This window comes from Dyella psychrodurans, from assembly GCF_003363265.1.
Taxonomy (GTDB): domain Bacteria; phylum Pseudomonadota; class Gammaproteobacteria; order Xanthomonadales; family Rhodanobacteraceae; genus Dyella_B; species Dyella_B psychrodurans.
In genome coordinates, this window is sequence record NZ_QRBF01000006.1 from 178,101 (window position 1) to 198,551 (window position 20,451).

General features: G+C 63.5%; 18 protein-coding genes. 3 read left to right on the forward strand and 15 right to left on the reverse strand.

Going from position 1 to position 20,451, the window contains the following annotated elements; genetic code table 11:
- The first annotated feature begins 92 nt into the window (after positions 1-92).
- Entirely contained in the window at positions 93-725 is a 633-nt protein-coding gene (locus DWU99_RS16055) for a CGNR zinc finger domain-containing protein (RefSeq protein ID WP_115479084.1), read from the forward strand.
- A 1-nt stretch (position 726) separates the two neighbouring features.
- Here DWU99_RS16055 and DWU99_RS16060 read toward each other — a convergent pair whose 3' ends face one another.
- Both DWU99_RS16060 and DWU99_RS16065 read right to left on the reverse strand, forming a co-directional pair.
- The gene (locus tag DWU99_RS16060; RefSeq protein WP_115479085.1) at positions 727-2,406 is read right to left on the reverse strand and encodes an ATP-binding cassette domain-containing protein; all 1,680 of its coding nucleotides are present in this window, start codon (positions 2,404-2,406) and stop codon (positions 727-729) included.
- Between the two features lie 145 nt (positions 2,407-2,551).
- The gene (locus tag DWU99_RS16065; RefSeq protein ID WP_115479086.1) at positions 2,552-3,574 is read right to left on the reverse strand and encodes a phosphoenolpyruvate carboxykinase (ATP); all 1,023 of its coding nucleotides are present in this window, start codon (positions 3,572-3,574) and stop codon (positions 2,552-2,554) included.
- A gap of 246 nt (positions 3,575-3,820) precedes the next feature.
- On the opposite strand from DWU99_RS16065, the gene DWU99_RS16070 reads away from it, so the two are divergent.
- Together DWU99_RS16070 and DWU99_RS16075 are read left to right on the forward strand one after the other, a co-directional pair.
- Complete coding sequence (locus DWU99_RS16070; protein ID WP_115479201.1) at positions 3,821-5,332, forward strand: B12-binding domain-containing radical SAM protein; 1,512 nt, start codon at positions 3,821-3,823, stop codon at positions 5,330-5,332.
- A complete protein-coding gene (locus tag DWU99_RS16075) occupies positions 5,307-6,530 on the forward strand; it encodes a nucleotidyltransferase family protein (protein ID WP_115479087.1) in 1,224 nt (407 codons plus the stop codon). The genes DWU99_RS16070 and DWU99_RS16075 overlap by 26 nt, the downstream gene beginning before the upstream one ends.
- 29 nt (positions 6,531-6,559) lie before the next feature.
- Here DWU99_RS16075 and DWU99_RS16080 read toward each other — a convergent pair whose 3' ends face one another.
- From DWU99_RS16080 to DWU99_RS16140, 13 genes are all read right to left on the reverse strand, one after another.
- A complete protein-coding gene (locus DWU99_RS16080) occupies positions 6,560-7,690 on the reverse strand; it encodes a glycosyltransferase family 4 protein (RefSeq protein WP_115479088.1) in 1,131 nt (376 codons plus the stop codon).
- Positions 7,687-8,817, reverse strand: a complete 1,131-nt coding sequence (locus DWU99_RS16085; RefSeq protein ID WP_115479089.1) for a glycosyltransferase family 4 protein — start codon at positions 8,815-8,817, stop codon at positions 7,687-7,689. Before DWU99_RS16085 ends, DWU99_RS16080 begins: the two co-directional genes overlap by 4 nt.
- A gap of 4 nt (positions 8,818-8,821) precedes the next feature.
- Positions 8,822-10,333 carry a B12-binding domain-containing radical SAM protein gene (locus tag DWU99_RS16090; protein ID WP_115479090.1) on the reverse strand — a complete coding sequence of 504 codons (1,512 nt, stop codon included), beginning with the start codon at positions 10,331-10,333 and terminating at the stop codon, positions 8,822-8,824.
- A gap of 25 nt (positions 10,334-10,358) precedes the next feature.
- Positions 10,359-11,057: a class I SAM-dependent methyltransferase gene (locus DWU99_RS16095; RefSeq protein ID WP_115479091.1), complete on the reverse strand. Its 699-nt coding sequence runs from the start codon at positions 11,055-11,057 to the stop codon at positions 10,359-10,361.
- Positions 11,057-12,289, reverse strand: coding sequence for an amidohydrolase family protein (locus DWU99_RS16100; RefSeq protein WP_115479092.1), 1,233 nt, complete (start codon positions 12,287-12,289; stop codon positions 11,057-11,059). Before DWU99_RS16100 ends, DWU99_RS16095 begins: the two co-directional genes overlap by 1 nt.
- A 4-nt stretch (positions 12,290-12,293) precedes the next feature.
- The gene (locus DWU99_RS16105; protein ID WP_115479093.1) at positions 12,294-13,109 is read right to left on the reverse strand and encodes a class I SAM-dependent methyltransferase; all 816 of its coding nucleotides are present in this window, start codon (positions 13,107-13,109) and stop codon (positions 12,294-12,296) included.
- 70 nt (positions 13,110-13,179) lie between these two features.
- Positions 13,180-14,079 carry a Wzz/FepE/Etk N-terminal domain-containing protein gene (locus DWU99_RS16110; protein WP_115479094.1) on the reverse strand — a complete coding sequence of 300 codons (900 nt, stop codon included), beginning with the start codon at positions 14,077-14,079 and terminating at the stop codon, positions 13,180-13,182.
- A gap of 10 nt (positions 14,080-14,089) precedes the next feature.
- Positions 14,090-15,259: a hypothetical protein gene (locus DWU99_RS16115; RefSeq protein ID WP_115479095.1), complete on the reverse strand. Its 1,170-nt coding sequence runs from the start codon at positions 15,257-15,259 to the stop codon at positions 14,090-14,092.
- 4 nt (positions 15,260-15,263) lie between these two features.
- Positions 15,264-16,217: a glycosyltransferase gene (locus DWU99_RS16120; protein ID WP_233511179.1), complete on the reverse strand. Its 954-nt coding sequence runs from the start codon at positions 16,215-16,217 to the stop codon at positions 15,264-15,266.
- Positions 16,214-17,464: an O-antigen translocase gene (locus DWU99_RS16125; protein WP_115479096.1), complete on the reverse strand. Its 1,251-nt coding sequence runs from the start codon at positions 17,462-17,464 to the stop codon at positions 16,214-16,216. Before DWU99_RS16125 ends, DWU99_RS16120 begins: the two co-directional genes overlap by 4 nt.
- On the reverse strand, positions 17,461-18,573 hold the full coding sequence (locus DWU99_RS16130; RefSeq protein WP_115479097.1) for a DegT/DnrJ/EryC1/StrS family aminotransferase: 1,113 nt from the start codon (positions 18,571-18,573) through the stop codon (positions 17,461-17,463). The genes DWU99_RS16125 and DWU99_RS16130 overlap by 4 nt, the downstream gene beginning before the upstream one ends.
- The gene (locus DWU99_RS16135; protein WP_115479098.1) at positions 18,573-19,505 is read right to left on the reverse strand and encodes a GNAT family N-acetyltransferase; all 933 of its coding nucleotides are present in this window, start codon (positions 19,503-19,505) and stop codon (positions 18,573-18,575) included. The genes DWU99_RS16130 and DWU99_RS16135 overlap by 1 nt, the downstream gene beginning before the upstream one ends.
- Positions 19,492-20,445, reverse strand: coding sequence for a glycoside hydrolase family protein (locus DWU99_RS16140; RefSeq protein ID WP_115479099.1), 954 nt, complete (start codon positions 20,443-20,445; stop codon positions 19,492-19,494). The genes DWU99_RS16135 and DWU99_RS16140 overlap by 14 nt, the downstream gene beginning before the upstream one ends.
- Positions 20,446-20,451 lie beyond the last annotated feature (6 nt).

The following is a 20,451-nucleotide window of genomic DNA, read 5'->3' on the forward strand; positions in this document are numbered from 1 at the left end:
ACCGCCTCAACAATGACAAGGAGGTTATTCCTGCAAAAGTAACTTGTCAAGAGCTTTTAAGGGGGTTACTTTGCGCACCAGGAGACAGACCCATGACCCAGCCCATGCCCGCCCTTTTCCTGGCCGACTCGCTCGGACTGGATTTCCTCAATTCCATAGCCACACCGGTCGATACCCCCATCGATTGGCTCGAAGACGGCGAAGGCCTGTTGAGCTGGCTCCGGCAGGCGCACCTGGTGCCGGATGAGGTGATCGACTCGATGCGTGCGCGGGCGATTCCGGGAGAGATCGATCGCCTGGCGGATCAGGCGCGCACGCTCAGGGAGTGGTTCCGACACTTCGTCCGCGCGCACAAGGGACGTCCGCTCGAAGCTGCGGACCTGGCCGAGCTTGAACCGCTCAATCAGTTACTGAAACGCGACGAGGGGTATGACGAAATCATCGCCCCGGAAAGCGACGCAACCTCCACGCTGCGCCTGATCCGCTCGCGTCGCTGGAGTTCGCCCGAGGCGTTGCTGCTCCCGATCGCACAATCGCTCGCGCAATTGGTTTGCGACGAAGACTTCTCTTTTGTGAAAGCGTGCGAAGGCCCGGTCTGCACGCTGCTGTTCGCCGATCACACACGCGGGCACGCACGCAAATGGTGCAGCATGTCGCTCTGCGGCAACCGCGCGAAGCAGGCGGCGCACCGGCAGCGCCTGAAGCCGTCGCTGGCTGGCGGTTGATTCAAGCGGCGACGTTGCGATCTTGTCCGATGGCAATGCGCTGATCGGCGATCGCCATCACGTCGGGCCGGTGCGACACCACGATCAGTATCGTTTGCGGCAGACGCTGCCTGAGTTTCGAAAGCACCTTGATTTCCGAAGCGACGTCGAGCGCGCTGGTCGCTTCGTCCAGTAAAGCGAGACGCGGCTGGCGCAGGATCACTTGCGCCAGCAGCAACCGTTGCAGCTCGCCGCCGGAGAGTTTGCTCGATGCGTTGTCGATGGCGGAATCCAGGTTGCGGTGTGTTTCGGCAAGCCGCCTGGCCAGACCAACATCTTCCAGCACGCTCATCAGCATGTCGTCGGTGGCATCGGGCGCCGCCCACAGCAGGCATTCGCGGATCGAACGCTGCCATGGCCGAACGCTCTGGCTGACGTAGGCGCCTCGACGTACCAGTTCGCAATACGCATCGAAATCGATCGATCGCGCACCGATACGGGCGACGAACTCCTTAGGCTTGGCCATGCCGGCCAGCACATCGACCAGGCTGCTCTTGCCGATACCGGAGTCGCCCGACACCAAGGTCAGTTTGCCGGGCGCGAGTGCGAGTTCGCCGATATCCAGCGTATCGAGCGGCGGCATCAGCCGCACGCGCCCGATATGAAGTACGTCTTCGGCAACGACGCGATGCGAAGGCACACAGGATGACGATGACGGATGCCGATGCATGTACCGCTGCCACAATTCGAACGCGGGCACCGCGGCACGCAATTGCTGGAAGCTTTGCCGCGTGGACACCAGATAAGGCAACAAACGCCCCAGCAGCAGGCACACGGCGATAAGCGAAGCCTGATCGACGCCATGCAGGCGATACGCCAGGACGAAGATGGCGGCGATGCCGACCGCTGCCAGCAACTCCAGCATCAGTCGCCCGGAAGCGATCAGGTACAGCTGACGTTGATAGCCGTGGCGGAGTCGTTCGGAAATATCGCCATAGCTTTCTTTTTCCGCCTGTTCCTTCTCGAACGAGCGCACGTGGCGCAAGCGGCGCGGAAAATCTTCGCTGAGCCAGAACAGGCGCGTCAGGTCCGACACGTATTGCCGGCTGACCTGCGCCTGCTCGCGGCTGCTGATGCGCGACGCCACCAAACCCAAACCAGCCAGCAAGGGCGTCGCCAGAACCAGCGGCGGCGATACCCACAGTGCAAAGGCGACGCTCACGACGGCGGTCACGCCCGCGACCAGCAGCTGCAACAACGCGTTGAAACCCTGGGTGATGATTTCGATGTTGTAGGTAAGCACGTTGGCGATTTCCGCCGAGGTGGCATCGGCCAGCGACGCCAGCGGGGCATCGATCAACCGCGCATGGACCGAGCGCCGCAGATGCATGCCGTAGCGACCGGCAAGACGCGCACCTTGCCGCGCCGCCTGCCAGCGCAGCAATGCAAACGCGATGGTGGCTCCCGCGAAGACGGCTGCATGCAGATCGGTGCCGCCTTGCACATCGAACAATCCGTTGCCGATCGGCAAGGCGTGCCCGGGTTGAACCAGCGGCAACACCAGCACCGCCGCGAGGCTGCCGACCAATGCCGATCCCAGCGACAGCAGCACGTAAACGGCAATGCCAGCCACGCCGACGCTTTTCAGCGTGCTCGCAAACGCGCGCAGCGGTTCGTCCGGCAAGGGCGCATGACCGGACATCGCTACACGTCCTCGCGGCCGTCCGGCCGGGACGGCCGCGATTCCGTTGAAGCTTTGGCTGTACTCAGAACCCCTCTCCTTCCGCATGGCACGCCGCCATGCCCGTAAGTGCGGCGTTCGTGGGTGTCGGTTGCACGCGTTGAAGTCATTTGCCGAGCAGCTGCAGCAATGCATCGACGGATGCTCGCGGATGGCTGCCGCGGCGCAGCCGGTATACACCCGCGTGCCGCAGCTGCTCTTCGAAACGCGACCAGCCCGGCTGCCCGGCGGCATACGGTTGATCGGCCACGAGCCGGCCGGCGATGTCGTGTTCCGGCAATGGATGCAACAACTCGCTCGCATCATCGGCGGCCTGGCTGGATACAAACACCGCACCGACCAGTTTCAGTGGAGCGGTGGCGGGCCGGCCATATCCCAACCTGAGATCCGCCTCGAATTTCGCCGCGCCGCTACGGCGGCGAATGACGGGCGATTCGCTGATCCATCGGCGCGCGCTTTCGTCTTCAACAAATCGCAAGGCATCGGCTTGCATATGCAGGTAATTGGCCACACCGGTTGCGAGCATGTTTTCCGGCTGCACGAACACCGCATCTTCGGCGAGAAAGTCCAGGCCGCGCAGCAGGCTGTGCAAGGCGAGCGTCGATTTGCCCGATCCACTCGCGCCGAGTAACAACACGCCGCGTCCGTCAAGTCCCACGCATGCGGCGTGCAACGGAACCAGACCCACGCCACGCGATGCCAGGGTGAAGACGGCGAATTCGATCAGCTCGTAGCGCAGATGATAAGGACGCTGCAGCATGTCCTCCGATGCCACCACCAATGCCTTGTGCTGCTCGGGCATCAGGACGACGTAATTGCATGCATCCATGATGCCGCACAGGATGCCGGCCCCGGACTGCATCTGCACGGGCGGCGGTTCGGCCGTACTCGGTGCGTTGCGCGGGAGCAGACGCAATTCGATGCGAAATGACGTCGCGGATGTCGGCAGGTGATGCGATGGCAGGCCGCCGTAGGCCTGATCGACCACATGCAGCAGCGCAACGCTGTTGCTCTCGAACAGGAAGCTTCCGCCGAGGATCTGCTTGCGCGTGGAAAACGGCTGGCGCGACCGTTCGCGAAAGGGATCGACGTGGGTTTCGCTTATGCGGGGGCTACAGGTCAAAGCCATAAGGTGTCAGCCGATTCGTGTCCGGCCCTGCGCAGCACGGCACCAGATCCATCCAGATCAATGTGCGGGTGAGTGCGGTTTTTCCCCGAATGGGTTGCGCATCCGACTATTTCGTCGCGCCAGGCAACCGCCGGCGTGCCACGCAGCACTCACGACCAAACAGCGTTGAACGATGGAGCCGACACGCCGGCGCCAACGCCGGTGCTGATGCAGCTTATCCAACGCTACGATCGAGGCTCCTCCCCGATGCTTAAGATCCAGGTAGGCCACTCCTACTTCCTGACATACGATCGGAAACAGTGGGAGCGCGGCAAGCCCTACCCTCCCCTTGCCACCCTGCACCTTGCCGCGCTCCTGCGGGAGATGGGGCATGAGATCGCGTTGTTCGACGCGATGCTCGCCGATGGCGTCGAAGATTATGCAGGCTCGCTCCATCGCGCCCAGCCAGACGTGGTGGTCATCTATGAAGACAACTTCAATTTCCTGACCAAGATGTGTCTCGCCCGCATGCGCGAGGCGGCGTGCCAGATGATCAGCGAAGCGCGTGCCTACGGTGCCCGCGTTATCGTTGCGGGTTCCGACGCATCCGACCAGCCCGACGCTTTTCTTGCAGCGGGCGCGCATGCGGTACTTATCGGCGAAGGCGTCGCGGCGCTGGTCGAACTGATCAACCGTTTGGAACAGAACCCAGGCATCGATGCCGAAAACTGGACATCGGGCATCACCGGGGTCGCCACGCTGGTGAGCGAACAGACGCACGTCACACGCATCGGCGTGCAGCCGCCCGATCCGCGCCTGGTGATCCACCCGGCGTGGGATCTGGTCGACATCGAGCGCTACCGCACGATGTGGCTCGCGCATCACGGCTACTTCAGCCTCAACATGGCGGCGTCGCGCGGCTGCCCCTTCCGCTGCAATTGGTGCGCCAAGCCGATCTGGGGCAACCACTACAAACAACGCAGCGCGCAGGACATGGCCGCGGAGATGACGTATCTCAAACGCATGTTCAAGCCCGACCACATCTGGATGGCCGACGACATCTTCGGCTTCCACATCGATTGGGTGGTGGAATTCGCCGAACATCTGAGTGCCGCCGACGGTTCCGTGCCTTTCACCATCCAGACGCGCGCCGACCTGATCAGCGAACGCATGGCCGCCGCCTTGAAGCAGGCCGGATGCACCGAAGCGTGGATCGGCGCGGAAAGCGGCAGCCAGCGCGTGCTGGATGCCATGACCAAAGGCACCAAGGTCGCCGAACTCATCGCAGCACGCGAACGACTCGGCAAACACGGCATACGCGTAGGCTTCTTCATCCAGCTCGGTTATCTGGGCGAGCAACTCATCGATCTGCTGGCGACGCGCGAGTTGATCACGGCCGCGGCGCCGGACGACATCGGCGTCAGCGTCTCCTACCCGCTGCCGGGCACCAAATTCTACGAACAGGTGAAAGCCCAGCTCGGCGAAAAGACGCATTGGCGGGATAGCGCCGACCTCGCGATGATGTTTCGCGGCGCCTACGACTCCGATTTCTATCGCAGCGTGCGCGATCTCATGCACGAGCAGATCGCCATCCAGCAATCGAAGAGCAGCACGCCGCCGGAACGTTACGACGAAGCGCTTTCCACCCTCGATGTCCGTTGGAATGCGTTGCTCGCTGTCGAACAACAGCACCGCACCGAACATGCGACAACGTCGCTCGCCACCGCATCAAGCCACACCCGACCGCCACGCCATGTTGCCACCGCTCAAAACCGTTAAGGCCGGCTTGTATCGCACCACCGAAGCGCTCGCCGCCGAACTGGCGCTTGCGCGGCCGGGCACGCCGACGCCCGCGTGGAGCGATCTCGAATGGCGATTGGCTTCGGCGGCGGCGGTGGCGCACGGCGTTTCGCCGCTGCTCTCCCGGCTTTCCTATTGGCAGAACCCGGGATGGAAACAGTTTCTCGCCGAGCAACGCGAGCATGTCGAACATCGCCAGCAACGCATCGTCTCGCTGCTGGCGCAGATCGATGCCGAAGCGCGCGCCGCCGGCCTGGCCATCGTGCCCCTGAAGGGTTCCGCGCTGCACGCCATCGGGATGTATGCGGCCGGTGATCGGCCCATGGCCGATATCGACCTGCTGGTGCGCGAAGCGGATACCGAACGCGCCTCCGCGCTGCTGGAAGAGCTCGGCTACGTCGAATCGTACGCGCAATGGAAACATCGGGTATTCAAGCCGTCGGACGGCGAAGCGTTCGCGGGCCTTGGCGAACATCGCGATACGCCGGTCAATATCGAACTGCATACGCATATCCAGGAACGGCTGCCGATCTCCACCATCGACATCACCGACCGGATCTACCCGAAGAAGCCGCATCCCGGATTGAATGCCTATCCTTCGACAGGTGCGCTGATGAGTCACCTGTTGCTGCACGCAGCCGGCAATATCTGCGGCCGCAGCCTACGCCTGATTCACCTCAACGACATCTCCCTGCTGGCCACGCGCATGACCACGCGCGACTGGGACGCGCTTTGGGATACGCATGCCACCGAAGCGCCGTGGTGGGCACTGCCACCGTTACGACTGGTGACACGCTATTACCGCCAAGCGATTCCCGATTCGGTGCTCAGGCGCGTCGAGCGCGATTGCAATGTCCTGCTGCGCGCCGTGTCAAGGCGGCAGACGCTGACGCAGGTTTCGTGTTCCGCATTATGGCTGCGTGCGCTGCCAGGCATCGAATGGTCGCGCTCGGTCGGCGAAGCAGGGCATTGCATCCGAAATCGCATCAAGCCCACCCAAGAAGCCGTGAAGGAACGTGCCGACATGGTACGCACGCAGGTCTGGTTGCAGGGCCAAAGCTGGGTGACGTTGAATCACGGCCGCCGCGTGCTGACCTGGCTGACGAAACCGGTGCCTCGTATGGATACCTTGTATGTCGTGCGTGCGGCGCTGGAATCGACCAAGCTCGCGGTTTAGAGCCGCTCGCTACGTTTTGTTGATGGCTCTTAGCGCGCGATGCGCAGACCGCTGCTGAAACGCGCCGCGAGCAGCTGGTGATAGAGCGCCTCGAACATGCCCGCGGTGTAATCGGCATCTTCGGCCATCGCACGGCGTTGCGCCTCGCTTGCCAGATGAAGTCGCAACTCCTCATGCGCCAGCACATGCTGGATCGCACGCGCCAGCGCTTCCCAATCGCCCACCGGCACGGCACACGCGGCCTGCGGCGACCATTCGGCGATATGCCCTACCGCGGTCCCGACTGTCGGCACACCCAACACTGCAGCCTCCAGCAGTACCAGCGGACCGGCTTCGTGCAGCGACGACATCACCAGCAGGTCCGCCGCTGCCATGATCGGCCGCAACTCGCGCTGCGTCTTGAAGTCGAGAAAGCGGATGTACGGCTCCAGGCCAAGCTGATGCGCCAGCCGGTCGATCTCGCCTTGCAGCGTATCGACGCCGACCATGTCCATCCGGAAGTTGACGCCGGCTTTCGCCAGCGCGGCGAGCGCGCGCAGCAGCGTCGGCTGATCCTTGACGCGATTGAGACTGGCGACGTGGACAAGCCGGGCCTGCGCGCCGGTGCGGCCGCGCGGGGAAATGGGTGGCCACTGCTTCAGGTCGACGCCGAGCGGTATGCGCTCCGCATGCAGGCCGAGGCCGCGCAGCGAGTCGATGATGGGCGCGCTCGCCGCCGTGATCGCGTCGGCGGCGCGCAATACCAGCGCTTCGCGCAGCCGCCCTTTCCACTTCTGCCGACCGCCATAACCGATCTCGTGCAACGCGACGAGCTCGCCGCCTGCGATGTGCACCACGCTAGGCAATCGCAACCACTTCGCCGCCGCCACGGCGACGAAGCTGCAGGAGCCCGAGAAGATCGCGTGCACGAGATCGAAAGGAGCCTTTTGGTGTTCGGCATGAATGGCCTTGATGGCACGAAGCCGCGTCCAACCGTCGCCGATGTTGTGAATGGTGGCGCCGGCAAGCTTCCAGCGATCCGGCGCGGCTTCCTGCCGCAAGGCAAACACATGCACGTCGTGGATACGCGCCAAGCGCTCGATCAAGGCAAGCAGCACGGGGATCACCCGGAATTCTCCGCTGCGATCCACGCCGCCCGGAACGACCAGGGCCAGTTTCATCGCAACCCCCGTGGCTGGTCGCCGAGCACTTGCGCATAGGCCTCGGCCCACTGCCGTCCCACCGCCGGGAATGAAAGCGCGGCGTCGAAGTGTGCGCGCACCCGTTCCGGCAACTGGCGATGCGTTGCCGCATGAATCAATGCTTCCGCCAATCGCGTCGCATCGCCGCACGGCCACAGATGCCCGACATCGCCAGTCAGTGCGCGGAACGATGGGATATCCGTGACGACTGGCGTGACGCCACACGCCATGGCTTCCAGCAACGCATAGCCGCAGCTTTCGCTACGACTTCCCGAGACATATATATCCGCCGCGCGCATCAGCCATTCCACACGCTGATGCGCCACCTTGCCCAGCAGATGCACGCGCCCGGAAAGGTGTGGATCGCGATCGATGCGTCGTTGCACGGCCGGCAGCAGCGGCGCATCGCCGAAGACGCACCACAATTTCAGTCCCGGCAGTTTCGTCGCGGCCTGCGCGACGCCGTCGAGCACGGTCATGGGATCCTTGCCGGCGCTCAAATGTCCCACCCACAGGATGCACGGATCGCCATAGAGCCCCGTTTCCGCGCGGGCGCGGGCGCGGCTGCCGCGCGTGAAGCGGCAACTGGATTCCGGTATGGCGAATACCTGCGCGCGGGGATCGAGCAAATGCGCGTCGGTAAAAGGTTGCGCGAGTTCCGGTGCGGTGAATGCAACGCCCGAGGCAGCCTTGTACCAGCGCCGCCACTGCGGTCGTCGCCACCAGTGCGGCGGCCGGTTGGCGTGATCCTGGAAAAGGATCGGCAGATCCGGCAGGTATTGCGCGATGGCGAATGCATCTTCGGCGAAATCCAGGCCATGCACATGCAGGACATCCGCCTTGATGTCGTCGATCAGATTCGCGAAGCGACGGCCGCGACTTATGGCGGTTTCCGCATCGCGAATGTCGCTGAAGTGATACCCGATGCCGTTGTGGACCACGTGAACCGGTTGCGTGGTCGCCTGGATCACCGACACACGCGTGCCGGAACTGGCGACCGCTTCGGCGACATCCACCAGCGACGGCCATTGCCTGAAAACCTCGGTCGCGCCGAGGCCCTCCGGCACCGGAACGAAGTTGATCTGCGCAACATGCAACGCCGGCATTCGCCTAGAGTCCCGAAACCTGCGGCATGCGCAGTTTTACCAGGCGATTGGCCAGCTCCAGCTCCCACGGCCGGTTGTATTTGCGGTAGCTGTAACGCCACGACGCGGCCACGCTGAGCGTGCGCTTGGCCCAGCGCGGCGAACGCAGGTCCTGCGCCGTGGGATAACGGCAACGCAGTACCGTCACGAAGTCGCGGATGCGGCGCCGCAGCTTGTCGGTCAGCCATGGCGCATCCGCGTGGCAGGCGTAGTCGACCCAGTGTTGCTGCGTCCATTCTTCCGGCGTCTTCGGAAAGACCACCGGTTCGCCGTTGACATCGAGCAGAGGCGCTGAAGGCCGCTTGCCGCGATCCTTTTCGTGACGACTGCTTTCGGGCAACGGCGTGTAGACGTAGACGATGATCTCGGACTGCGGATTGATGCGCTTCAGCTCGCGGATGAACTCGAACGTGTGCTCGGTTTCTTCTTCCGTGTTTTCCGGCGGCCCCACCATGAAGGACAGTTCGGGAATCACGCCGTTGCGCCGGCACAGTTCGGCCACTTCCAACGTCTGATCGGGACGCGTGCCCTTGCGGATGTCCTTGAGCATCTGTCCGCTGGGCGATTCCGCGCCGATGTAAGCCATGCGCAGACGGCTCTTGCGCACCAGCTTCCACGAACTCTCCGACAGTTTCAGCAAGGCGTCCGAGCGCGCGTAGCACCACCACGGCAGTTCGAGCTTGGCCATGACTTCAAGCAGCGGCACCATGTCTTCTTCGCGGTCGAAGAAGTTGTGGTCGAAATACTGGATCGAATCGGCGCCCAGCTCGTACTTCAGATAGCTGAGTTCGCGCTCCAGCCGCGTGGTGGCAGGCAGCGCCGTGGCGCCGCCGAACATCGCCGCCACGCCGCAGAACGTGCAGCGGAAGCGGCATCCCACCGAAGCCTGATGCGCGGCGGTACGTCTTCCAAGGAAGGTGCGCGCGAGATAACGACTGGGATCGCCGAGCTTGTCGTACGACAGCACGGTGTTGGGATCGGCGAGCGAGAACCGACGGCTCGGGTTGTGGACGATCTCGCCGTCGACCTTACGCGACAGGCTGCCGATCTTTGCCAGCGACGATGCATCACCCGTACTCAGCGCCGTCATCAGCGCCGGAAAACTTTCCTCGCCCTGCCCACGGATGGCGTAATCGACATACGGCGCGGCAAGCGCCGTATCCGTGTAAAGCGTGGGGAAATAGCCACCCCACACAATGGGCATGTCGGGAAAATGTTCGCGCACTGCCTTCGACACTTCGATCGACGGCGCCATCTGCGGACCGCCCATCACGCTGATGCCCACGGCATCGAAGCGGCGCGTTCGCAGTGCGTGCAAGGTGTCGTTGACGAAATCGCGGTCGACATTGCCGTCGATGATGTCGCTGCTGCCGCTCTTGTCGAGCGCGGCGGCGAGGTGCAGCAGCGACAGCGGAAACCGCGCGCTGGAGCGCGACGTGACGGTCGGATTGATCAGCAGCGTATGCGGGCGCGTCATTGGTGCGTATCGAGGGCGGTAAAGGTCATGGCGTTCTCCGCAGCTGGAATACCAGGGCCACGGGAACTTCCAGTGCCATGCGGTCGAAGTGGGCGTCGCCGGGGACGTCTTCCGGATCGAGCATGGGTTCCAGCACTTGCTCGATGTCCAGCCCGACGTGGGCGCAGGCGGCGTGCCAGTGACTGTAGCGATGCGCTTTATGCCGCACGGCATAGCGCTGTCCATCGCATTTGAAGTCGCGCAGCCATCCGAGCGCGTGGCCGATCGGATGCACGTCGCTGCACAACACCGTGCCGCCAGGGCGCGTCACACGGCACAACTCGGCCAGCGATTGTTCGAGGTCGTCGAGATGGCCGATCACCAGGCCGCAGATGGTCAGGTCCGCCCAGGCGTCGGGCGTCGGCAGCGAGGTCAGGCTTCCCTGCACAAGGCGCACGTCCGCGTCGAAGCGATACTCACGCAATTCCTGCGCCGCGCGTTGCAACATTTCCAGCGACAGGTCCACGCCCTTCACGCGCATCGCGCCGCGCTGCAGCGCGTGCAGCATGTAACGGCCGCTGCCGCAGCCGGCGTCGAGCACGGTTTGTCCGTGCAGTCCTTCCGGCATCAGCGCGAGCATGGCGCGCTCCTCGGCCTGCATGACCGGATTGTGGGCGCGCGCCGGGTAATTCGGTGCCCACAAGGCATAGGCTTTTGCCGGCGTAAGGACGGGCGTGTGCGGCATCAGTGATACCTAGCCTCCACGGCGACATCGCACGCGCGTTCGTCCCAGTCGGCGATGCGCTCCAGTCCTGGCTCGAGTGCGATCAGCGCGGGTTCGGCGAGATGTTTGGCGAGCAGTTTCGGTTTGCCATCCAGCTTCACCGGCACGGCTTCCGTGCCGGTCACCGCGAACCATTCGGCGAAATCGGTATCGGCGATTTGCGGAACGCCATCGCGCACCACCGCGCGGATCTGGCTGCGCTCGATGCCCACGAGACTGCGAACCGCGTCGCCGCCGCGATCCTCGGCGATCACCAGATCCGCATGCGCGCCAGGCAGCAGCGCGCCGCGCGATGGAAGTCGCAGGATGCGTGCCGCCTGTGTGGTGGCAAGTCCAAGCAATTGCGCTGCACCGAGTTCGCAGGTATCAACGATGGCACGCCATTCGTCCAGCAGATCGCGCTCGCCGCTGAGTCGCGAATCGCTGCCCAGCGCAAGCCGGCCGGCTTCGCACAAACGACGCGGATCGAGCGAGCGTCCCAACAAGGTGCGATTGCTGCCTGGACACCAGATCACTGCCGCGCCGCAGGCGATCACGCGCTCGATGTCCTGCTCGCGCAAACCGACGCCATGAATCAGAACGCTGTTGGCCGACAGACATCCCAGCATGTCCAACTGTGCCAGCTCTGTCTGCGCGACCGCATCGGTGCCTTCGGCCAGGTGAATCATCCAGGGCCATTCCGCCGGCGTCGCCAAAAAGCTCTGCTGCACCGGCGGGCCATATTCCTGCCAACCGAGCGTATAGCTCCAGCCGTAGTTGCGCAGCAACGCCACGGGAAAATCCGGCTCGTCGAGTACCGGATGCCAGGGATCGTGATGCGCCACGCAAGTGGTACCGGCAAGCAGGTTCTTCAGCGCGCCGTGCCGCAGGCGCAGCGCTTTGGGTATCCGCAGCGCGGCCGAAACATCCGCATCCTGAAAATGTGCCTGGAACGCCGCGATCCAGGCATAGCTGTTCGGAAAAGGTATATCCGGTATCAGTGGAGGCACGGCATTGACATGCAGGTGGTCGTGCGCATTGATCAGGGCCGGAAAAATCAGGTGATCGCGAAGATCGAGCTGATACGCCCATGCCGCCCTGGACGAACCGACGCGTCCTGCGCGTATCGGCAACGGTGCGCGCGTCACACCTTCCGGCGTCACCGTAGCCGCGAGGCAAAGACTGGCGTTCGTTCGTACGGGCGACGTATTCACGGATTCAGCGCCGACGCATCACGATAAGGAAGTGATCGCCCATGTCGCGCAGCAGCGGCAGCGCACCGTAGCGATCGTCGAGCCGGCCCAGGCGCTCGAACCTCTCGCGATGGCGCCGGTAGACATCCACCAGATAGGGTGGCGGCATGAACAGGCTCAGCGCCCGGTAGCTCTCGAGCGAAAAATGATCGGCGAAGGCGCGATAGAACTCGCGCGGCAGGTAGTAATACGTCCAGATGGTGTGGCGATTCATGCCCACCGCCGTCGCGCCGCGCGCAGCGCGCACGGTCGCACGCTTGATGCGGCCCTTCAGCGCGTAGTACCCGACTTCCCACGGGCAGATCCGCCCGATCACCGAAAACACCAGCATGCCGCCCGGCCGCAGCAACCGTTCGCATTCGGCCGCGACGACGCGCAGATCGGGTGCGCAATTGAGCGGACCGAAGTTCGAGTAGACGGCGTCGAACCGGTCGTCGAGCCGGTCGAGCTGATGGATACCGACATGCATCGCCTGCACGCGCGACATAAGTCCTGCTTCGTCGGCGCGTGCGCGCGTGCGCGCGACCATTTCCGGCGACCAGTCGGTGGCGACGACGTGATGACCTTGCCGCGCGAACTCGGCCGCATCAATGCCGGTGCCGCAACCGAGGTCGAGCAGGCGGGAACCCGGAGGCACGGCATCGCGCACGGTATCCCACAAGGTCAGCCGCATGCGCTGGATCAGCTCGTTGTTGCCACGAGGACCGTCGTAGTCGGCCGCGACGCTGTCGAAGGCGCGTTGCGTATCGAGCAGTTGCGTCTCGTCGAGCGCCATCGTCATGCTTCCGGTTTCAAGTTTGTATGCTCTGCTCACTTCGATTTCCGTTCCACCAGATGGCAAGCGACGCCTTCTAATCCGTAAGTGCGTGAACGGGCTTTTTTGGTTGAATGCTTTTTCCGAGCGCATGCCGCGTTGTTGCGGCACGCCGCAAGGCATTTCGCGCAATCGCGGCCAGGGCTCCCAGGAGCAAGCCGAGCACCAGGCCCACGGCCCACATCAACACGGGATTGGGAAACGCCTGCCTGTCCGGCACGTACACCGGCCACATCAGCGATGTGTCGTAGGTGTATGCAGCGCTGAGACGATCGGCGAGCTCGCCTTCCGCCTGCTGCAAGGCGTGCACTTCTTCGTTCTTGCTGGACAGCAACGCGCTCGCCAGCACGGAGCCCGGTGCATTCTTGCCTCCCGCGTCGCCTTGGTTGCCCGGTGCGGCCGCCTGCTGCAGCCGGTCGCGGTCGGCCAGGGCAGCCTGCAGCTCTTTCTGCACTTCATCGAGATGCCTATGCGCACGCGCCAGCGGCATGGCCTCGATGCGCCGATGGATCGCCTGCAACTGGGTCATCGTGGCGGTAGCAAGCTGATCGGCCTGTTGCGGCGAATACGCGCGCAGGGTCAGCTTGATGAGCGGCCCCGCATACGGCAGCGGCTCCAACTTCAGGCTCTTGCGATAAAGATGGGCGTCGCGCGCGTCCGGCGAGAGGCCAACGCTTTTCACCACATCGTTCTGGAAAGACAGGAGTTGCAAGCGCTCCATCACGCGCTGCAAGGGTTCGGCCTTCGGATCCTGGCCGGGCGGCACGGCACCCACCTGTCCGATCTGGATCCAGGCCGTCGCTTCCCATTGCGGCCTGGCGACATGGATGAAGGCAAAAGTCGCCGCCAGCACCAGCAGCAACGGCGCCGCAAACCATTTCCATTCGCGGACCAGGATCCGCCACGTATCGATCAAGTAAATTTCATCGTGTTCCATCGTCTTGGACTCACTGCAACGTTGGTGAAGACATCGTTCGAGCGACTGTCGCGGCATGTTCCCTCTCCACCGACGGCGCCCTCCTGTTCGGCAACCACGCCGCGAGCATTTGCATGACCATGCACAGCACGACAAAGCCGATGTTGGTCCACGTGAATGCCTGCGGCGCGAACGGCGACATCACGCAGACATACGACATGCGCAGAAAGACGAGCCACGCGAACAACGAAACCGGCGGATGCAGGCGCCGCACGCTCCACCACAGCATGGCGTACAGCGTGAGGATCGAAGCCACCGCGCCCATGGGACCCAGCGCCATGAGGAACGGAAAGAACTCCGTGCCGACGTTGATGTTGGGCGCATCCAGCGGAATGCTCGTTCCGGCCGTCGCGATGGACCCCGCCATGGGAACCACCTGATTGACGAGGAAGCTGGCGTTCGAATAATGCTTGGCCAGCATCGCTCCAAAGTTGTACGGGCCGGCGGTGACGTAAAGCAGCAGCCATTTGATGCCCTGGGGTGCGTCGCGATACATCGCACTGAAAGGCAGCGTGACGGTATCCAGCGTGCCCGACCGCAGGATGCCCAGCACCGAAAAAGCGGCGGCGCCTGCCACGGCCAGAAAACCGACGCTCTTCCACGGCAACGGCCTCGACTCGTCGCGCCGGAACATCACCACCAGCGCGAATGAGAACAGTGACGCGAAGATCCGGTTGCGGTCGATCACCAGCACTGGAAAAGCCAATCCCGCGACAACGAGCAGATTGCGCAACCACTTGCTCCGCGCACAGAGCAGCCCGATGGGCGGCAGCGCCCAGCACATGTCGGAAATGTGCCGAATGTGTTCGTGCCCGCCTTCCATGCTGGCGTAGGACGACGGATTGTCGATCAGCGGAATGGGAAACAGCGTCAGGTCGAGCAGGCAGAAGAACATCACTCCGCACGCGAACGCCATGGCAACGAACGACTCGCGCGTGCCGATGTAGCTGCCTGCGCGAAACTGGGCAAACCCGGGAAGCCGCGATCCGAACAGCGCGTCCACCAGCATGATCGCGAGCGCGGTGACGGCCAGCAGCAACACGCCCTCCAGATAGCTTTCCGACAGGTCGTAGGTGAGACACGTGAGTCCGCACGACAGCAGGATGGGAAGCGAGAGATAGGTGGAAGGAAGGCGCAGCATGCCGTCAGGCCTCCTTGATCACCGAATGAGCCGTCGGCAATCCCAGTTTCGAGACCAGGATCAGCGACAGATACATCGTCATATGAAACACGAGCAGCAGCAGGCGCCGCTGCAGGAAGGCGATCTTGGCGCCGATGAAATGGGCCTGCGCCTTGAGCAGCGTCCGGTAAGGCTCCTCGAACAGGTGCGCGCGGCGCATGGCGACATGGCGCGATTCGATCAGGTTGACGACGCGCGTTTCCCGATGCCGCGTCTTGCTCAGATTGTTGCCGTGGATGCGATACGCGCAGACGGTGACATCGATGAAGCCCAGCCCGTCGCGCGCTGCCAGGCGCAGGAAGAAATCCCAGTCGTCGATGCGTAGCCCTTCGGTCCAGCGATCGACCGTATCGAGCGCATTCTTTCGAACCAGCGCGACCGGTCCCCCGATGGCCCACTGGCTGATGACGGCACGGCGTATGCCTTCGTTGGAGCGATAGAGCTTCTTGTTCGCGCCGTGGAGATCGTGCATGCCGCTGCCATGCAGGATCAGCCCGTTCTCATCGACGACGATCGAATCGCCCACCACCGCCTTCTTGAACGGATGCGTCATCAGATAGCGAACCTGGGCTTCCAGGCCACCCGGCAGCAGGTAGTCGTCGCTGGCGCCAAGGCGGAGAAATTCGCCGTGAGCGCGGGCCGCCAGTTCGTTCAAGGTCGCGGCAATGCCCCGGTTGGCGCGGCGCACATATTCCACGCGCAGCTTGTCGCCATGCCGGGCCATCCATTCCACGATGCGTTCGTGCGTGCCGTCGGTGGAACCGTCATCGATGATGATGATTTCCTTGGACGGATACAGGTCTTCCAGCACGCTGTCCAGGCAGCGTTGCACGAAGCGTTCGTGGTTGTAGGCGGGAATGAGCACCGAGACCAGCGGCATGGTCTGCGGCTTCGTCGGCATGGCGTCGGCCACGGTCATGTTTCCCCCAGATAACGTCGCGCCACCAGCACGTTGAACACGAGATAGAGCAGATAGTTGACCGCGAAGGCGTACATGGCGCCGACGAGTCCGAAGTAAGCCGTGAACAGGTAGACCAGCGCGAGGTAGCTGACGGCGAACACGCATTCGGAGATCACGAACAGCCGCGTCATCGCCTTGGCCAGCATCAGATACGAAAGCACGAACGAGGCGATCTTGACGACGTCGCCGATCAGCTGCGGACCGTACAACGCATTGGCGGCGGTGAAGTCGGCGCTGAACAGGAGATGGGTTACCCAGTTCCGCAGCACATACACCACGGCCGCCAGCACGATGACGGCGGGCAGCAGATGGCGATACGCGCTGCGTAGCTCCAACGCCAGCGAGGCGCGTTCGTGCGTCGACGCCAGCTTGGGCAGGTAGTAGATGTTGATGGCCGTGGTGAGGAACAGCAGATACGCATCCGACACCTTGCTGACCGCCTGCCAGTAGCCGACCTGCTCCCAGCCGAACTGCAGCGCCAGATGATTGCGCACGGCGATGTTGATCAACGGCGGCAACAGCGCGGAGGTGAGCGTCATCACTGAAAATGCCGCCAGCCGCGTGGTCATCTCGCGATCGAACCGCATGCGCAGCATGCTGCGGCGGAAATACGGGCTGCGCCACCACGCGGGCAAACCGACGACCAGCGTCAGCACCTGCCCCACCACCAGCGCCAGCAGCGCCCCATAAAGATGCAACCAGCGCGACAGCCCGACGACCATCACCACGCCGGTCGCCGAACCCAGCACTTGCACAAATGCGAGCCGGCGCACGTCCATGAAGCCGTTGATCACCGCGAGGATGTAGTTGACGAGCGCAATGCCGAGTTGCGCGACGGCGAGTATGCGGATCAGGCTTTCGTAGTGGGAATCGCCCAACAGCCACAGTGCGATCTGCCGGCTGAAGAGCAGCGCCGCGCATCCCATCAGGCACGATGCACATAAGGCATACCAGAGCGCCGCCGACAGCAGCCGCGACAGCCGCTGCGCGTCGTGGCGATATTCGGCGACGTACTTGACGATGCCCGCGCTGATGCCGCCGCCGGCCAGCACCGCGAGCAGCGACATCAGGCTCATGAACTGCCCGAGCTTGCCGACGCCTTCCGGCCCCGCGAACCATGCCACCAGCTTGATGACCACCAGGCCCGCGGCCAATCGCGCCGCGGTGGCGATGGTCGTATAGAAGCCGGTGCGCACGAAATTCATGGCGGGCACTCGAACACCTGGCATGCGGCGATGACCCGGTCCACTTCGTCGTCGCGCAGCGTCGGCCCCATCGGCAGGCTCAATACTTCGTCGTGCAATCGCTCGGTCAGCGGCAGGCGGACGTCGCGCAGCGACACATACGCCGACTGGCGATGCGGCGGAACCGGGTAATGCACCTGGCTTTGTATGCCAAGCCCATGGAGGTGCTTTTGCAACGCATCGCGATAGGCGCAGCGCACCACGAACAGATGCCAGGCGTGCTGCTCTTCGCTCCGCGCCTGCGGCAAGCGGATATGCGGATGCCGGATACCGTCCCGATAACGTTGCGCCACATGACGGCGGCGCGCGATGTCCTCGTCCAGGTATTTCAACTTCACGCGCAGCATGGCGGCCTGCATTTCGTCGAGCCGCGAATTGACGCCCTGAAACAGATGCCGGTACTTCACGTCGGAGCCGTAGTTGCGCAGCGCGGCGACTCGATGGGCCAGCATCGAGTCGTTGGTGACGACCGCGCCGCCGTCACCGAGCGCGCCGAGATTCTTGGCGGGAAAGAAACTGAAGGCCGCGGCATCGCCGAACGCGCCGGCCTTGCATCCGTCGCTGCTCGCGCCATGCGCCTGCGCCGCATCTTCGATCAGCAACAACTTGTATCGACGCGCCAGCGCAAGCAGCGCGGGCATGTTCGCCAGCTGCCCATACAGGTGCACCACCATGATGGCGCGCGTGCGCGGGCCGATGGCGGCTTCCACGCTATCCGGATCGAGGTTGAAGCTGGCCGCGTCGGGCTCCACGGGCACCGGCACCATGCGATTTTCGGTGATCGCCAGGAAGGTGGCGATAAAGGTGTTGCCGGGCACGATGATCTCGTCGCCCTCGGTCAGCGCGCCGAGTTCCTTGTAGCCGCGCAGGATCAGCGCCAGCGCATCCAGTCCATTACCTACGCCCACCGCATGGCGCACGCCGCAGTAGGCGGCGAACTCTCGCTCGAACGCCGCCACTTCCTCGCCGAGCACATACCAGCCCGAATCGATCACGCGTGCGGCGGCCGCCTTCAGCTCGTCGGCGTAACGGGCATTGATATCCCTCGCACTGAAAAACGGAACGTCCATCAAAGCTCCCACTCGTAGAAATCGTGCACGACGGCGCGTGCGCCGAAACGTTCCTTCTGCGTGATCAGGCCGCCATTGAGATGCCGTCCTTCCTGCTCGGTCGAAATGCCGAAGCTGAAGTAGATCCTGTCGGCGTAGACATGGCCGATGAGTTCGCCGAGAAGCAGGCTGAGGGCGTTGAGGTCGCGCCCTTCGTCCGACGCGGCCATGTACTGGGTGTGCACGGTTCGGCCGAAGTCGTAGACGAGCACGCCGGCAAGCAGGTTGTCGTCGACGCGCGCTTCGTGCAGCACGATGCGGTCGGGAAAGCGCGCCTGCAACAACTGCAGCTCCGGCAGGCTATGGGTCGGCGCGGCATCGTGCTTGCGCAAGGTCTCGGTCAGCAGCGCATGAAACGCGGCCAGATCGCTACCGATCCGCAAGTGCACGCCGGCCTTCTTCGCCTTGTTGATCGATCGCTTGCGCGCATCGGCGAAGCGAAACGCCTCCCGCAACGACACGACGGAAGAGATATCGCGCCGCTTCAGCCTCGCGCCCAGGCGATGCAGGGCGTAGAGATCTTCTTCGGCGGGGTAGGCATGGAAAACGTGCGGGATGGCCTTGTAGACGATGCGCTTGATGCCCAGCGAACGATAGTGCTCGCTCATTTGCTCGAAGACGGCGAGCGTCGATTCCGCGCGCAGGTCCTGCGTGGTGATCAATCCGGCATAGGTCAGGCCGCCGTGGCTCACCACGACGTCGTCTTTCAGGTTGGCGGGAAAGACGGCCTCCACCTTTCCGTCGCGCTCGATCATCAGCGATCGGTCGACGAAGCGATCCGCGTGGTAATCCATATAGCCGCGCCGATGCAGAAAATTGCCGTTCCTGGAGCGCTCGACGAGCGCATCCCAGTCCACGGCATGAATCGGCGCGTACGGCTTAACGGTGTACATAAAATCCACCGTTCGCATCGTCATCATGGAATTCGGCGACGCCGAAGCCGTCGATGCCCATGTCGTTGCCGTTGTAGAACATCAGCAGTTTGCCGCGATGGCGGATCAGGGTGGGATAGCAGATGACGCGCGAATCCCAGCCGCTCTCGGACAGGGCCACGCCAAGCGTTTCGTCGTGGCGCTCCCAGCGGATGCCATCCTCGCTATAGGCGACTCCCGGGAAATATTCGCCGGTGACATTGCCGCGCGTGAAATACATGACGTACTTGTCGCCATCGCGATAGACGCGCGGCCGGCCGATACGATATTCGGTGCCGCTCGGCTGCAGGCATATATGGTCTTCGCGCGGAAGGATGCGCGGATCGTCCGTCTCCGCGCAGCGAATGTGATAGCGCGGAAAGGGACGGCCGTCGATGGTTTCCCAATCGTCGCCGACGGCGTACCACATGCGCCAGCGGCCGTTTTCCCGCAGCACCGAATGCACTGCGCCGATGGTGCTGCGACCATGCGCGCGGTCCAGGATCGGCGTTTCCTGTGCACGCTCGAAATGAAGCCCGCCGTCGCGGGAGATCGCCAGGCCCGTGAAGGCGAGGAATTTGGCTTTGGCGACGCGCTGAAAGCCCACGTAGAACATGTGCAGGCCATCGGGCGTATCGACGATATCGCCGAGGATCATGCCGTTGTCGTCAAAACAGCCATCCCGGCCGATATCGAGCACGGGCTCGGCGCCGACGTGCACGATGTCCGTCGGATCGTCCGCGCTTACATCCACATAGCCGATGCGGCTGACGCCATAGGCATCGCGAAAGCCCGCGTAAACACGAATGAGTTCGTCGCTGATGCGCCAGGGCGTCGGGGTGAGCGCCGAATGGCGCATCCATGCGCCCACGCTGTGCAGCGCGGTCTCGAAGACCAGGCCTTTCTTGATCCATGCGCCCATGCGCTG